Source organism: Parviterribacter multiflagellatus, assembly GCF_056863265.1.
In genome coordinates this window covers 23,970-38,626 of the sequence record NZ_JBXPIZ010000009.1, presented here as the reverse complement: position 1 = coordinate 38,626, position 14,657 = coordinate 23,970, and the positions used below count along the sequence as shown (strand labels likewise).

The following is a 14,657-nucleotide window of genomic DNA, read 5'->3' as shown; positions in this document are numbered from 1 at the left end:
ACCGAGTTCCGGAGCCGACCAGGAAGCTCCCACCGCGCAGGTTCTCCCGCTAGAGCAGGCGGCTCAGGTACGGTCGCAGCAGCGGCAGGGGTGCCTCAGAGAGCCTTACCCCAGCGGTCACGCACACACCCCCAGCGAAGCCGGCGCCGGCGTGGATGCGGTCTACTCCGGCGTCGGCTCACGTGCGGGCACGTTCCGGTTCCACACCATCTGCTGCGGGAACGGGATCTCGATGCCCTCGCGGTCGAACGCGGCCTTGATCTGCTCCCGCAGCAGGCGCGAGACGCGGTACTGCTCCGACGGCCGGGTCTTGACCACCAGCCGGATGACGATGCCGCTCGCCCCGAGCTGCTCGACGCCCCACACCTCGGGCTCCTCCAGGACGTCCTTGTCGGCGTCGGCGATCTCGTGCGCGACGGCCGCGATGACCTCCTGCGCCTTCGCGAGGTCGGTGTCGTAGGCGACCTCGACGTCGAGCAGCGCGCGCGACCAGTGCTGCGACTTGTTGCCGACGCGGCGGATGTCGCCGTTGGGGACGTGCCACACGGTGCCGTCGACGCTGCGCAGCCGCGTGGTGCGGAGCGAGACCGCCTCCACCGTGCCCGACGTCTGCAGGTCGAGGTCGACGATGTCGCCCACGCCGAACTGGTCCTCGATGAGGATGAACATCCCCGACAGGAAGTCCTTGACGAGCGACTGGGAGCCGAAGCCCAGCGCGACGCCGATGATGCCCGCGCCCGCGAGCAGGGGGCCGAGGTCGACGCCGAGCTCGCCGAGGATCATGAACGCGGCGACCGCGAAGACCACGAAGGCGAGGACCGAGCGCAGGACGCTCGCGAGCGCCTCGATGCGCTGCTCGACGCGCAGGCTGTGCTCCCGGGTCTCCAGCAGCGCGTCGGGCGCGGCGCTGCGCAGAGCGCCGAGCCGCTCCTGCACCGCGCCGGACTGCAGCGTCCGCAGCGTGCGCTTGATGCCGCGCCGCGCGATGCGGTTGACCAACCACGCGACGACGAGGATCGCGAGGATCGTGAGCGGCTTCCCCAGCAGGAAGTCCGCGGCCTCCGCCATGTCGCGGTTCTCGGTCTGCTCGAGCACCTGGCGGCAGAACCAGCCGGGATCCTCGCCGCACACCTCCTGGATGCGGCGCTCGGAGACCTCGCCGAGGACGAACGTGAGCATGCGCCTGGCACCGTAGCGGTCAGGGCCGACCGTTCCGCGGGTAGGAGGGGCCCATGCGGCGGTGGGTCGTGGTCGCGGTGGTGCTCCTCGTCGGCGCTGGCGCGCAGGCGGAGGCGGCGGTGCGGTGGGCGCCGGCCGACAAGCAGGGGTTCGGCACGTCGGCGACGGCCGACAGCCGCGTGTGGTTCACCCTCGGGCCGAGCGGGATGACCGAGGTCTACTTCCCCGACCTCGGGACGCCGAGCGTGCGTGACCTGCAACTGGTGGTGAACGGGCGGCCCGAGTCCGAGGGCACGACGACGAGCACCGAGCTCGTCCCGGACCGCGGCCTGACGTTCCGCCAGACCACGAGCGACCGCGCGCGCCGCTGGCGCATCACCAAGCTCTTCGTGACCGACCCGCGCCGCGCGGTGGTGCTCGTGGACGTCGAGGTCGCGTCGCTCACCGGCGCCCGGCTCGACGTGCGCGTGCGGCTCGACCCGGCGCTCGACAACGGCGACGGCGACCGCGGGAAGGCGACGCCGCGCAGCCTGCAGGCGACGGACGGCGACATCGCGAGCGCGCTCAACGCCGTGCCGCTGCTGCGGGACACCCGCTCGACGCGCCGCCGCGGTGGCGACGTCCGGCAGTCCGCCCGGCTCGCCGTCACGGGGCGGCCCGGCGCGCGCCGGGCTCGCCTCGCGCTCGGCTTCGGCCGGACCGCCCGCGCGGCCGCGCGGACGTCGCGGCTCGCGCTCGCCCCGGGCTTCGACGCCACCGCGACCCGGTACGCCGCCGAGTGGCGCGAGCGGCTGCGCCCGCTCCCCGTGCCGCGGTCCGTCGCGACCGATCCCCAGCTGCGCGCGGCGTACACGACCTCGTTGATGGTGCTCGCGGCGCTGGAGGACAAGACGTACCGCGGCGCGACCGTCGCGTCGCCTTCGATGCCGTGGGCGTGGGGCGACGGCTCGATCTCGGATCCCTCGAACGCCTACCACCTCGTCTGGCCGCGCGACCTCTACCACATCGCCACGGCGCTGCTGGCCGCCGGGGACCGTCCCGCGGCGGACCGCGCGCTGACGTTCCTGTTCGACCGCGCGCAGCGCGACGACGGGCTCATCCCGAAGAACGTCGAGGTCGACGGCACGCAGTCGGGCAAGGAGGTCCAGCTCGACGAGGTCGCGCTCCCGCTCGTGCTCGCCTGGCAGCTCGGCCGCGCCGACGCCGCGACCTACCGCGACCACGTCAAGCCCGCCGCGGAGTTCCTCCTCAGACACGGCCCGAAGACCGAGCAGGAGCGGTGGGAGAACCAGGGCGGCTACTCGCCCGCAACGCTCGCCTCGCAGGTGGCGGGCTTGATCTGCGCCGCCGACCTCGCGCGCCGCGCCGGCGACCCCGCGACCGCCGCGCGATGGGAGGCGCGGGCGGACCTGTGGCGCTCGCGGATCGACGCGTGGACGTTCACGACGAACGGGTGGCTGTCGTCGCAGGGCTACTACACGCGGCTGACCAAGGACGGCCGCCCGAACCGCGCCACGACGTACTCGCTCGGCGACGGCGGGCCCGCGCGGATCGATCAGCGGCTCGTCGTCGACCCGTCGTTCCTCGAGCTCGTCCGGCTCGGCGTGCGCGCCGCCGACGACCCCGCGATCGTGGCGACCACCCGCGTCGTCGACGAGGTGCTGCGCGTCCGCACGCCGCGCGGCGCCTACTGGCACCGCTACACGCAGGACGGCTACGGCGAGCAGCGCGACGGCGGCCCGTGGGAGATCTCCGAGCCCGGGGACGCGACGACCGTCGGGCGCGCGTGGCCGCTGCTCGCCGGTGAGCGCGGCGAGTACGAGCTGGCGGCCGGCCGCGCCGAGGCGGCCCGCGACCTCCTGCGCGCCGTCGCCCGCAGCGGCACCCCGAGCGGCATGCTCCCCGAGCAGGTCTGGGACCTCGCGCCGCCGGCGACGCAGCCGTCGTTCGCACCCGGGACGCCGACCAAGTCGGCGATGCCGCTCGGCTGGACGCACGCGCAGCTCGTCCGGCTGGCGTGGTCGCTCGACGCGGGCCGGCCGGTCGAGACGCCGCAGGTCGTCGCGTGCCGCTACCGCGGCGAGTGCTGACGGGGCGCTCCGGTAGAACCCCGCGGCGTGTCCTTCAGCCACACGCTCCGCGCCGAGAGCAGCGCCGTCTGGGAGGCGCAGCACGCCCACCCGTTCGTCACCGGCATCGGCGACGGCACCCTGCCGCTCGACCGCTTCCGCTTCTGGGTCGCCCAGGACTACGTCTACCTGATCGACTACGCGCGGCTGTTCGCGCTGGGCGCCGCCCGCGCGCCCGACCTGACGACGATGCGCCGGCTCGCCGACCTCGCACAGGAGACGCTCGGCACCGAGATGGACCTGCACCGCGCGTACGCGGCCGAGTTCGGGATCACCGCCGAGGAACTGGAGGCGACCGAGCCGGCGCCGACCACCCGCGGCTACGTCGACTTCCTCCTGCGCACCGCCGCGCTCGGCGACTTCGGCGAGCTGCTCGCCGCGCTGCTGCCCTGCATGTGGGGCTTCAGCGAGGTCGGCCAGCGGCTGGCGGCCAGCGGCGCCCGGCCGACCGATCCCCGCTACGCCGCGTGGATCGACATGTACGCGTCGGAGGAGTTCGCGGAGCTGGCCGGCTGGTGCCGCGACGTGACCGACCGCGCGGCGGCGGGCGCCGGCGACGCGGCGCGCGCGGCGATGGCCCGCGCGTTCCGCACCTCGTCCGAGTACGAGCTGGCCTTCTGGCAGATGGGCTGGGAGGGCCCCACGCCCGGGGCCCCCTAGGGCCGAACCTTGGGGTAGATGCTGGGGTGGCGACCCGTGGTCGGAGCGGCCCGCGGCGGCGAGAGTGCCAGCCATGCACACGACCGCCTCCACCACGGCCCGCCGGCGTTCCGTCTGGCGTCCGACCGCGGCGTGCGCCGTCCCGGCGGTGCAGCGCTCCGGCGACCAGGAGATCCGCATCCTCTCCGACGGCCTCAAGGGCCGCCCGTCGGTCGTCGAGGTCCGCGCGACCCGCGGCGCCGGGCTGCCCGACGACGTCGTCCCCGCCAGCGACGAGCGGCGCGTCCTCGTCCTCGAGGGGCGCCTCACGGTCAGCGGCGCCGAGGTCGGCCCGCACCAGGACGTCCCCTGCGGCCTCGCCGACCGCGTCACGGTCGCGTCGGAGGCGGCCCGCTTCCTCGTCACCTCGCGCGCGGCGTAGCTCAGGCCGACGCCACGAGCCGCTCGTGCAGCGCACGATGCGGCTCGACGCGGTGGTAGCGCACCACCGTCGCGCCCGCGTCGGCGATCACCCCGCGGGCGAGGCCGTCGGCCTCCACCCCCGCGGGCATGAGCACCATCGCCGGGATGCCGCGCAGGCCCGCGAGCGTCAGCTCCACCGGCAGGTCGACCTCCGGCCGCACGACGTCGCAGACGACCAGGCCGGCGTCCGCCAGCCCGTCGCCAAGCGGGTCGTCGGTCCCATCCGCGATGTGCGTCCGCCACCCGAACTCCTCGAGCACGGCAGCGAGCCGCTCGTCCTTGCGGCGGCGCGCGGCGCCTCCTCCCGCGGAGGCGATCCAGGCCAGCGGGCGGCCGTCACCGCGCTCCTCGACGACCGGCGGCGAAGGCGGTGACGTGGCAAGCGAGGACATGGCGCGCATCATTCCCACGGCGGGCGCATAATCCACCCCGTCTGGACGTTCGGTCGATGCGCGTCGGTCACGTGAACGTCACACCGATCCGCCGGATAGTCTGGAATCATTCCAGTTCAGCCGGCCCCCGCCGGCCGAGCTTCCCCGTTTCCCCAACCGTCCGGAGGGACGCATCGCATGAGCGACGTCGCCAACCAGCCGCCTGCCGAGGGTGACGACCGCAAGGTCCTCACCACGCGCCAGGGTCATCCCGTCTACGACAACCAGAACCTGCGCACCGTCGGCGCCCGTGGTCCGGCGACGCTCGAGAACTACCACTTCCTCGAGAAGCTCAGCCACTTCGACCGCGAGCGCATCCCGGAGCGGGTCGTCCACGCCCGCGGCGCCACCGCGTTCGGCAAGTTCACCGCGACGGGCAAGTGCGGCGACGAGCCGATCTCGAAGTACACGCGCGCCAAGCTGTTCCAGGAGGCCGGCAAGGAGACCGAGGTCGCCCTGCGCTTCTCCACCGTCGCCGGCGGCCGCGACTCGTCCGAGGCGGCGCGCGACCCGCGCGGCTTCGCGGTGAAGTTCTACACCGAGGACGGCAACTGGGACCTCGTCGGGAACAACCTCGGCGTCTTCTTCCTGCGCGACGCGATCAAGTTCCCGGACTTCATCCACTCGCAGAAGCCGGACCCGGTCACGTTCGAGCGCCAGGTCCCGAACCGCGTGTTCGACTTCGCGTCGCAGACGCCCGAGTCGATCCACATGTTCGTGCTGGTCTTCTCCCCTCGCGGTCTGCCGGCGTCCTACCGCCACATGCAGGGCTTCGGCGTCAACACCTACAAGTGGGTGAACGAGGCCGGCGAGACGAAGCTCGTCAAGTACCACTGGCACCCCAAGCAGGGCGTCAAGTCGTGGACCGCCGCGGACGGCGCCGTCGCGCAGTCCGGTGAGCTGGGCGTCCACACGAAGGACCTCTACGACGCGATCGACCGCGGCGAGTACCCCGAGTGGGACCTGTACGTCCAGCTGATGGACGACCACGACCACCCGGAGCTCGACTGGGATCCGCTCGACGACACGAAGGTGTGGCCGGAGAACGACTTCCCGCTCCGCCACGTCGGGACGATGCAGCTCAACCGCAAGCCGGAGAACTTCTTCGCCGAGAGCGAGCAGATCGCGTTCGGCACCGGCGTCCTGGTCGACGGCCTGGACTTCAGCGACGACAAGATGCTCGTCGGCCGCACGTTCTCCTACTCGGACACGCAGCGCTACCGCGTCGGCCCGAACTACCTCCAGCTCCCGGTCAACCAGCCGAAGGGCCTGAAGGGCAAGGTCGCCACCAACCAGCGCGACGGCCAGATGGCGTACTACGTCGACGACACGGGCGAGAACCCGCACGTCAACTACGAGCCGTCGATCACCGGCGGCCTGCGTGAGGCGCAGTACCCGACGCACGACGAGCAGGGCCCGGTCATCGAGGGCCGCCTGACCCGCAAGCGCATCCCGCGCACGAACGACTACCAGCAGGCCGGCGAGCGGTACCTGGTGTCGGAGCAGTGGGAGAAGGACGAGGTCGTCGCGAACTTCGTCGACGCGCTCTCGCAGTGCGACCGGCCGATCCAGGAGCGCATGCTCTGGCACCTCTACATGGCCGAGGACGAGCTGGGCTCGCGCGTCGGTGAGGGCCTGGGCATCGGTCTCGACGAGATCAAGGACCTGCCGCCGCTCGCGACGCAGACGCTCTCCGAGGCCGAGCTCGAGCGCCTGAAGAACCTCGGCAACAACGGCCCGCGCAACGTCGAGGGCCTGGTCATGACGCACGCCGTCCCGAACGAGCGCGACGTCCTGGCGCAAGACGAGGAGCCGGCCGCCGTCTAGGCCCGGTCGTTCCCCGGGCGCGGCGCATCGAGTGCCGCGCTCGGGGAAGATGACGGGCCGATGCGCACCGAGCTCGCCCGTCAGCGCCTCGCCAAGCTCGCGGAGCGCGCCCGTGACGTCGACGGGAGGCCGCGCCTGCTGGACGCGGTCCGCGCGCTCCGGCGGCGGCTCCCCGGCGACCGCGACTACGGCGACCCCCTGTCGGTCGCCGGCGACGCGCCGCCGCAGCAGCTCGCCCGCCGGCTGAGCGCGTACACCGCCCGGCGCCCGTCGGCCTTGCGCGAGGCGGGCCTCGGCGCCCTGCAGGTCTGGCAGGCGCTGGCCGAGTCCCAGGGCCGCGGCCAGGGCGACCGCGAGGTCGCGATCCTCTTCACCGACCTCGTCGGCTTCTCCGAGTGGGCGCTCCAGGCGGGCGACGAGCCCGCGGTGGAGCTGCTGCGCCGGGTCGGCAACGCGGTCGAGCCGATCGTGACCCAGCGCCGCGGCCGCGTCGTCAAGCGCATCGGCGACGGGATGATGGCGGTGTTCGACGCGCCCGCCGACGCGGTGCTCGCCGCCCACGAGGCGTGCGAGGCGGTCGCCGCGATCGACGTCGCCGGCTACGCCCCGCAGCTGCGCTCGGGCATCCACGTCGGGCGCCCGCGCGCGCTGGGCGGCGACCTGTTCGGCGTCGACGTCAACGTCGCGGCCCGCGTGGCCGACGCGGCCCGCGGCGGCGAGGTGCTCATCTCGTCCGCCGTCCGCGACCGGCTCGGCGACGACGGCGATCTCGCGCTGCGCAAGCGCTGGCGCTTCAAGGCCAAGGGCGCCCCGCGCGACCTCGAGGTCTACAGCGCCGTGCGCTAACCGGACCGAACCCGCCCGGATGGGTTCGAATGCCGTCCTCCGCCGACCGGAGTGAGCGCTAGGTTCGCCACGTGAGCGAGGACGGGGTCCAGAGTGCGCTGCGGCTGCGCGGCGTGGTGAAGCGGTTCGGAGCGGTGACGGCGGTCGACGGGCTCGACCTCGACGTCCCCGCGGGGACGTGCGTGGGGCTGCTCGGGCCCAACGGCGCCGGCAAGTCGACGACGATGCGGCTGCTCACCGCGCAGGCGATCGCCGACGAGGGCGAGATCACGGTGCTGGAGCACCGGCTCCCCGGCGACTCGAAGGCCGCGCGCGCGGCGATGGGCGTCACGCCGCAGCTCGACAACCTCGACACGACGCTGACGGTCGAGCAGAACCTGCTGGTCTTCACGTACCTCTACCGGATCCCGCGCGCGGAGCGGAAGGCCGCGATCGAGCGGGCGCTCCAGGTCGCCAAGCTCACCGACCGGCGCGACGCGAAGGTCGACCAGCTGTCGGGCGGCATGCGCCGGCGGCTGCTGATCGCGCGCTCGCTCGTCCACGGCCCGCGGCTCGTGCTCCTCGACGAGCCGACCGTCGGCCTCGATCCGCAGGTCCGCCAGGAGCTGTGGGCGCTCATCGACCAGCTGCGCAGCGAGGGCGTCTCGATCCTGATGTCGACGCACTACATCGAGGAGGCCCAGCGCCTCGCGGACACCGTCGTCGTGATGGCGAAGGGCAAGGCCGTCGCGACCGGACGGCCCAGCGACCTCGTCGTCGAGCACGCGGGCGCGGAGGCGCTCGAGGTCTACGGCCCGCCGGCGCGCCTGCGCGAGGTCGAGGACGACGCGGTCGGCCGCGGCTGGCCGACGCGGCGCACCGGCACGAGCGTCACGATCCTGCGCGCCGAGACCCTCGACGGCGAGGCGCCCGAGGGCGAGCGCCGTCCCGCGAACCTCGAGGACGTCTTCGTCCTCCTCACCGGCGAGGAGGTCGCCTGAGCCATGGCCGCCACCAGCGTCAAGCCCCGCGTGAAGTCCGACCGGCCGCGCCGCCTGGACCGCTCGGGCCTCATGGGCGTGCTCGTCCGCGAGGTCGTCAACTTCTCGTCGTTCTGGAAGGCGACGACGTTCTCGTCGACCGTCGAGCCGACGATCTACCTGCTCGCGTTCGGCTTCGGGTTCGGCGCGCTCGTCTCCGAGGTCAACGGGCTGGACTACGTCGAGTTCGTCGGCACCGGCACGGTCGCGACCGCGGTGCTGTTCAGCTCCGTGTTCCCGGCGATGTTCGGGACGTTCGTCAAACGCGAGTTCCAGCGCACCTACGACGCGATCCTCGCCGCGCCGGTCGACACCGAGGAGATCGTCACCGGCGAGGCGCTGTGGATCGCCACGCGCGCGGGGACGTACGGCTGCATGCCGCTGCTCGTCGCCATCGCGTTCGGGCTCGACCCGTCGTGGGGCATGCTCACCGTCCCGTTCGTCGCGTTCCTGACCGGGTTCGGCTGGGCCTGCTTCGGGATCCTCATCGCCGCGCTGATGTCGAAGATCGACAACTTCAACTACGTGACGAGCATCGTCGTCACGCCGATGTTCCTCGTCGCCGGCACGTACTTCCCGATCGACGAGCTGCCCGAGTGGGCGCAGGTGCTGGCGAACGTCAACCCGCTCTACCACTGCGTCGAGCTCGTGCGGCACGCGGCGTTCGGCTTCGAGTCGACCGATCCCCTGCATCTGCTGGCGATCGTCGCCTTCGGGCTGATCGCCTGGCGGCTCGCGGTCGTGAAGATGGAGAAGCGCCTGATCGGCTAGGCGCCAAGTGGGTATGCCGCCTCGTCCCCCATTCGAGAGGAGGCTCGAGCATGATCCAGCGCATCGACCGGCTCCAGGTGGAGATGCCGCCGCCCACGACGCCCGACGCGAAGGGCGCGAAGGTGGTGCAGGAGCTGATGGGCGGCCGGTTCGGCGAGATGTCGACGCTGATGAACTACACGTTCCAGTCGTTCAACTTCCGCAACCGGCAGAAGGCGCGGCCGTTCTACGACCTCATCGCGAACATCGCGGCCGAGGAGTACGGGCACATCGAGCTCGTCGCGACCGCGATCAACACGATGCTCACCGACGCGTCGGGCGAGAGCCTCGGCGACGTCTTCGACGAGGACATGTTCAACCCCGGCCACTTCATCGCCGGCGGCCGCGGCGCGCTCCCGCAGGACTCGCGCGGCAACCCGTGGACGGGCGACTACGTGTTCTCGTCCGGCGACCTGATCGAGGACCTGACGCACAACTTCTTCCTCGAGACCGGCGCCCGCAACAACAAGCTCAAGGTCTACCAGATGGTGGACCATCCCGCCGCAAGGGCGCTGACGGGCTACCTCCTGGTGCGCGGGGGCGTGCACCAGGTCGCGTACGCCCGCGCCGTGGAGAAGCTCACGGGCGCCGACCTGACGAAGATGTTCCCCACACCGCGCATCCCCACGGCGAAGATCCCCGAGTGCCAGCCGCACATCGCCAAGGACCTGCACCGGACGCTGTACCGGTTCTCGCCCAGCGACTACCAGGAGATCGTCGCGGTGTTCAACGGGCCGCACCCGGAGACGGGCGAGGACCTGCTGATCCAGGACGGCCCGCCGGAGGGCGCGCCGCCGTTCGACCTTCCCGAGCAGACCGACGTGTTCGCGCCGGACTACGCGCCCGAGGAGATCGCGGAGATCGCGACCAAGCTCCGCAAGGCCGCGGGCCTGCCCGACGAGCCGCTCGGCGTCGTCGCGAACGACAAGGAGTCGCTCATGGGCAAGGTGAAGGACAAGCTCACCTAGCCCGCCGCGAGTTGGCACGTGAGGGTCCACGTTGCGGGGAAGCCCCGTGACGTGGACCTCACCGACCTGCTCCTCGCGCCCGTCCGCGTCCCCGCGCGGCTCGCCCGGGCGCTCGACGACCTCGCCGTCCTCGCCGACCGCGCGCGCCGCGACCCCGATCCGGTCGAGCTCGTGCGGGAGCGGCTCGACGCGCTGCTCAGCGAGCTCGTCGCCCTCAACGTCGTGGCGCGCGAGATCGTGATCGGCGGGCGCGACCTGGAGGGCACGACCCGCGCCGTGGAGGCGCGCGCGGCGGAGATCGTGTCCGGCGGCGCGGACCTCACCGCCGTCGCGGCGCAGCTGGAGACCGACATGCGGGCGCTGCTCGCGGCGCTGCCCCGCATCCTCTCCGCGGTCGACACCGTCGAGGAGCTGGAGGGCGCCGTCGAGACGGTGGCGGAGACGATCGAGCCGCTGCAGGGCACCGCCGAGCGCGTCGGCCGCGTGACGCAGCGGCTGGCTCGGCGTCGCGGGTAGGCCGAAGGTCGACCCTGGGGCAGATCCTGGGGTGCTCGCGCGAGGAAGTGCAGGTGCCCGTCGCGCATGATGCCGAGGTGCCCGCAGAGCTCGCCCACGCCGCCCGCCACATCCGCATCCTCGCCGACGCCGCGACGACGAACGGCGCGGAGACCGTGCTGGAGATCGCGGCCGAGCGCGGCGCCGGGCTCCCCCGGCACCTGCACCGCATCGAGGACGAGCTGCTGTGGGTTTCCGAGGGCGTGCTGCGGGTGACGCTCGACGAGGGACCGCCGACCGAGCTGCTCGCCGGCGACACGCTGCTCCTCCCCCGCGGCGTGCCGCACGAGGTCCGCGTCGCGTCCGATCTCGCGCGGTGGACCGTCGTGTGCCAGCCGGCCGGGATCGAGTGGTTCCTCCACGCGACCGCGTCCGACGACGGGCTCCCGCTCGACGTCCACGACGACGACGTCGCCGCGCACCTGGCCGCGGCCGGCATCCGCGTGCTGGCGCCGCGCGCTGCTCAGGCCGCCGCGGCCTGACCGGGCCCGGCGCCCAGCGCGTCGGGCAGCTGCGCGCGCGACTTGATGCCGAGCTTGCCGTACGCGTTGCCGAGGTGCACCTCGACCGTCTTGCGCGTCACCCACAGCGTCTCGGCGACCTCGCGGTTGGAGAGGCCGGTCGCGGCGAGCTCGGCCACGCGCCGCTCGCTCGGGGTGAGCGAGGCGGGCCCGCTCAGCGCCGCCCGCGACGGCCGCCCGCCGGCCGCGGTCAGCTCCTCGCGCGCGAGACGGCCCAGGAGCGTCGCCTCGTGGCGCTCGGCCAGCGCAACCGCCGCGCGCAGCGGCTCGCGCGCGTCGGCCCGCTTGCCCGCGCGGCGCAGCGCGGCGCCGTGGTCGTGCAGCGCCCAGCCGCGCTCCAGCCGCAGGGGCGAGCCGTCGAGCACCGCGACCGCCTCGGCGAGCGTGTCGATCGAGCCCGTCACGCGGCCCAGCACGCGCAGCGAGGCGCCCTCTGCCGCCCGCAGCCCGGCGGCGCGCGCGGTCTGGAGCGACGCCGTCGCGAGCGCCTCCGCCTCGTCGCCGCTGCCGAGCAGGAGCGCGAGCTTCAGCCTCGCGCCGGTCACCAGCGGCGAGCGCCACCCGCGCGCGTCGAGCAGCTCGATCGCGCGGCGGAAGTCCGTCTCGGCCTCGTCGACGCGCCGCTGCTCCCACCGCACCGCGCCGCGCGCGGCGAGCGCGAACGGCCCGCCGACGGTCTCCTCCACCTCCGGCGTCACCGCGTCGACCAGCGGCGCGGCCTCGGCGGCGCGGTCGAGCTCGACGAGCAGCTCCGCGACGATCGCCACCAGCGCGGTCGCGGTGACGTCGAGCTGGGCGGCGCGCAGCCGGTCCAGCCCGCTCTGCGCCTCGGCCAGCCCTGCGCCGAGCCGCCCGGCCATCAGGTGCCAGTAGCCCCACGCGTGTTCGAGGAAGACCCGCCCGAACCGCAGCCCGGTGCGGCGCAGCGCCGCCTCGCCCTCCTCCAGCGCCGCCCGTGCGAGGTCGGGCCGCTCGGCGTAGCGGAAGGCGTGGGTGAGCAGGTTGAAGGTCGAGGTGTCGGGCCCGACCGCGCGCAGCAGCTCGCCGCGGGCGGTCGCGCGCTGGGCGAGCGCGACGGCCTCGACCGCCGACCCACCCCGGTAGGCCGTCTCCATCGCGCGGTGGACGAGCAGGACGACCGACGGCTCCGCGCCCTCGCCCCCGCCCGCCAGCAGCTGCGCCCGCGCCGGCACGAGCCGCTCGTGGTAGACGGACGCGTCGAGGAGCTGCGCCTCGATGCGCAGCCGCAGCGCGGGGTCCTCGGCCTCGGCGAGCGCCCGCTCCAGCTCGTCGACCACCGGCGCCGGATCGGCCATCAGCCGCAGGTACGCGCGGGCGCCGCGCGCGCGGGCGGCCGCGTCGCCCGACAGGCCGGCGGCGAGCGCGTCGGTCAACCGCTCCCGCGCATGCGCGTCGCCGCTCGCGGCCTCGAGCTCGCCCAGCTCCAGCAGCAGGGCGGCGCGGTCCTCGGGCCGCGGCGGCTCGAGGAGCGCGCGGCGCAGGTGGGCGATCGCGGCCTCGGGCGCGCCGCCGGCCACCGCCGTCCGCGCCGCCTCGCGCAGGATCGCCACGACCTCCGCGTCGCCGGCCGGCTCGGCCGCCAGCAGGTGCACCGCGACCTCGTCGGCGCGCACGCCGCTCCCGCGCAGCCGCCGCGCCGCGCGCGCGTGGAGCGTCGTCCGCTCCCCCGGCGGCGTCCCGTCGGCCACGGCCGCGCGGACGACGGGGTGCACGAACGCCCACGTCGCGCTGTCCAGCAGGCCCGCGCCGGCCAGCGCGTCGGCCGCCGTCGCCGCCGCGTCCGCGTCGAGGCCCGCCACCGCCGCGAGGTCGTCCAGCCGGCGCCGCTCGCCGAGCGCCGCCGCCGCGCGCGCCAGCGCCACCGCGTCGTCCCCCAGCGAGGCCAGCCGCCGCTGCACGCCGCGGGCCAGCCCGGTGGCGCCCAGCTCGGTGATGCGCCCCGTCTCGGACGCTGCGCCGCGCAGGCCCTCGTCGGCCGCGCGGTCGGCGATCGCGCGGACGAGCAGCGGGATGCCGCCGGTCGCCTCGACGCACGCGGCGGCGAACGCGGCCTCCGGCTCGCGCCCCAGCGCGCCGGCGATCAGCGTCGCGGCGGCCTCGGGCGAGAGCGGCGCGGGCCGCAGCACCTCCGCGGACGGCCCGGCGGCGAGGTCGGCGAGCAGCGCGTGCTCGGCGCCCGGCTCCTGCGCGCGTGCCGTCGCGACCACGAGGAGCGGCAGGCCCTCCAGCCGCCGCCCGAGGTACTCGAGCAGCCGCAGCGACGCGCGGTCGGCCCAGTGCAGGTCGTCGACGAGCAGCGCGAGCGGCTCCTCCTCGGCGAGGTTCGCAAGCAGCCAGTACAGGCCGTGCAGCGCCGCGTAGCCCGGGTCGCCGCCGCCCTCCGCCGGCGCGCCCTCGCCGCCTGGCTCCAGGACCGTCTCGGCGCCCGCCGCCCCGCCCGCCAGCAGCCGCGCGCGCCGCGCCGGCTCCGCGCCCGCCAGCACCGGCCCGAGCAGCTGGTGGACGACGCCGAACGGGAAGTCGCGGTCCAGCTCGGCCGCCGTCGCGGACAGGACCGTGAAGCCGGCCGCCGCCGCGTCTTCACGCGCCGCGCGCAGCAGCGCGGTCTTGCCGATGCCGGCCGGCCCCTCGACCACCGCGAGCGCGCCGTCGCGCTCCGCCGCCCGCCGGACCGCCGCGCCGAGCCGCGCCAGCTCCCGGTCGCGCTCCAGCACGGCGGCCGTCACGGGATGAGCGCCGCCGGCTTGAGCACGACGACGAGGTGCTCGTCCATCTCGAAGATCCACTCGGCCGCCTCGCCGGTGTACGCCGGCGCGGGCCGCAGGTCGTCTGGCGGGACCTCGACGAGCCGGTCGACGGCCTCGACGCCGACCACCGCGCTCTCGTCGCCGACACCGACGATGATGAGCGACTGCCCGTCCGCCTCGCTCGGCGCGTGCCCGAGCCGCAGCGCGAGGTCGACGACCGGCATCAGGTCCCCGCGAATGGATGCGATCCCGATCACCCACGGGGCGGGCGGCTGCGGGATGCCGCGGCGCGGCGCGGCGCCGGTCACCTCGCGGACGTGCTCGAGCGCGAGCGCGAACAGCTCCCCCGCGGCCTTGAAGACGATCAGCTGGCCCGACGGCTTCTCGGGGGCGGCCGCCTTGCGGGTGCGGCCACGACCAGCGGGTCGCCGCGCCGGGGTCTTGGCCGCCGCGGGCTGCGCGCGCTCGGTCTCCGCCATCGG

Annotated in this window: 14 protein-coding genes; 10 read left to right on the top strand and 4 right to left on the bottom strand. The window is 74.4% G+C overall.

What is annotated here, in order from left to right:
• Nucleotides 1-162: 162 nt before the first annotated feature.
• Entirely contained in the window at nucleotides 163-1,179 is a 1,017-nt protein-coding gene (locus tag AC1UE5_RS19140; protein ID WP_482926485.1) for a mechanosensitive ion channel family protein, read from the bottom strand.
• Nucleotides 1,180-1,232: 53 nt separating this feature from the next.
• On the opposite strand from AC1UE5_RS19140, the gene AC1UE5_RS19135 reads away from it, so the two are divergent.
• The 3 genes from AC1UE5_RS19135 to AC1UE5_RS19125 all read left to right on the top strand — a co-directional run bounded on the left by AC1UE5_RS19135 (nucleotide 1,233) and on the right by AC1UE5_RS19125 (nucleotide 4,389).
• The gene (locus AC1UE5_RS19135) at nucleotides 1,233-3,269 is read left to right on the top strand and encodes a glycoside hydrolase family 15 protein (protein ID WP_482926483.1); all 2,037 of its coding nucleotides are present in this window, start codon (nucleotides 1,233-1,235) and stop codon (nucleotides 3,267-3,269) included.
• A 27-nt stretch (nucleotides 3,270-3,296) separates the two neighbouring features.
• Nucleotides 3,297-3,968: a thiaminase II gene (gene tenA / locus AC1UE5_RS19130; RefSeq protein WP_482926481.1), complete on the top strand. Its 672-nt coding sequence runs from the start codon at nucleotides 3,297-3,299 to the stop codon at nucleotides 3,966-3,968.
• Between the two features lie 73 nt (nucleotides 3,969-4,041).
• Nucleotides 4,042-4,389 carry a hypothetical protein gene (locus AC1UE5_RS19125; RefSeq protein ID WP_482926479.1) on the top strand — a complete coding sequence of 116 codons (348 nt, stop codon included), beginning with the start codon at nucleotides 4,042-4,044 and terminating at the stop codon, nucleotides 4,387-4,389.
• A 1-nt stretch (nucleotide 4,390) separates the two neighbouring features.
• On the opposite strand, the gene AC1UE5_RS19120 is transcribed toward AC1UE5_RS19125, so the two are convergent.
• Nucleotides 4,391-4,822: a hypothetical protein gene (locus AC1UE5_RS19120; protein WP_482926477.1), complete on the bottom strand. Its 432-nt coding sequence runs from the start codon at nucleotides 4,820-4,822 to the stop codon at nucleotides 4,391-4,393.
• A gap of 177 nt (nucleotides 4,823-4,999) precedes the next feature.
• On the opposite strand from AC1UE5_RS19120, the gene AC1UE5_RS19115 reads away from it, so the two are divergent.
• From AC1UE5_RS19115 to AC1UE5_RS19085, 7 genes are all read left to right on the top strand, one after another.
• On the top strand, nucleotides 5,000-6,688 hold the full coding sequence (locus AC1UE5_RS19115; RefSeq protein WP_482926475.1) for a catalase: 1,689 nt from the start codon (nucleotides 5,000-5,002) through the stop codon (nucleotides 6,686-6,688).
• Between the two features lie 60 nt (nucleotides 6,689-6,748).
• Nucleotides 6,749-7,534 carry an adenylate/guanylate cyclase domain-containing protein gene (locus AC1UE5_RS19110; RefSeq protein ID WP_482926473.1) on the top strand — a complete coding sequence of 262 codons (786 nt, stop codon included), beginning with the start codon at nucleotides 6,749-6,751 and terminating at the stop codon, nucleotides 7,532-7,534.
• Nucleotides 7,535-7,605: 71 nt separating this feature from the next.
• Nucleotides 7,606-8,514, top strand: coding sequence for an ABC transporter ATP-binding protein (locus AC1UE5_RS19105; RefSeq protein ID WP_482926471.1), 909 nt, complete (start codon nucleotides 7,606-7,608; stop codon nucleotides 8,512-8,514).
• A gap of 3 nt (nucleotides 8,515-8,517) precedes the next feature.
• On the top strand, nucleotides 8,518-9,324 hold the full coding sequence (locus AC1UE5_RS19100; protein ID WP_482926469.1) for an ABC transporter permease: 807 nt from the start codon (nucleotides 8,518-8,520) through the stop codon (nucleotides 9,322-9,324).
• A gap of 50 nt (nucleotides 9,325-9,374) precedes the next feature.
• The gene (locus tag AC1UE5_RS19095; protein ID WP_482926467.1) at nucleotides 9,375-10,331 is read left to right on the top strand and encodes a manganese catalase family protein; all 957 of its coding nucleotides are present in this window, start codon (nucleotides 9,375-9,377) and stop codon (nucleotides 10,329-10,331) included.
• A 51-nt stretch (nucleotides 10,332-10,382) separates the two neighbouring features.
• The gene (locus AC1UE5_RS19090; RefSeq protein WP_482926465.1) at nucleotides 10,383-10,847 is read left to right on the top strand and encodes a hypothetical protein; all 465 of its coding nucleotides are present in this window, start codon (nucleotides 10,383-10,385) and stop codon (nucleotides 10,845-10,847) included.
• A gap of 77 nt (nucleotides 10,848-10,924) precedes the next feature.
• Nucleotides 10,925-11,368 carry a cupin domain-containing protein gene (locus AC1UE5_RS19085; protein ID WP_482926464.1) on the top strand — a complete coding sequence of 148 codons (444 nt, stop codon included), beginning with the start codon at nucleotides 10,925-10,927 and terminating at the stop codon, nucleotides 11,366-11,368.
• Here AC1UE5_RS19085 and AC1UE5_RS19080 read toward each other — a convergent pair.
• Nucleotides 11,350-14,154, bottom strand: coding sequence for an ATP-binding protein (locus tag AC1UE5_RS19080; RefSeq protein ID WP_482926462.1), 2,805 nt, complete (start codon nucleotides 14,152-14,154; stop codon nucleotides 11,350-11,352). The genes AC1UE5_RS19085 and AC1UE5_RS19080 overlap by 19 nt on opposite strands.
• Nucleotides 14,151-14,654 (bottom strand): chemotaxis protein CheW, encoded by a 504-nt coding sequence (locus AC1UE5_RS19075; RefSeq protein WP_482926460.1) that lies wholly within the window; start codon nucleotides 14,652-14,654, stop codon nucleotides 14,151-14,153. The genes AC1UE5_RS19080 and AC1UE5_RS19075 overlap by 4 nt, the downstream gene beginning before the upstream one ends.
• Between the last annotated feature and the right edge of the window lie 3 nt (nucleotides 14,655-14,657).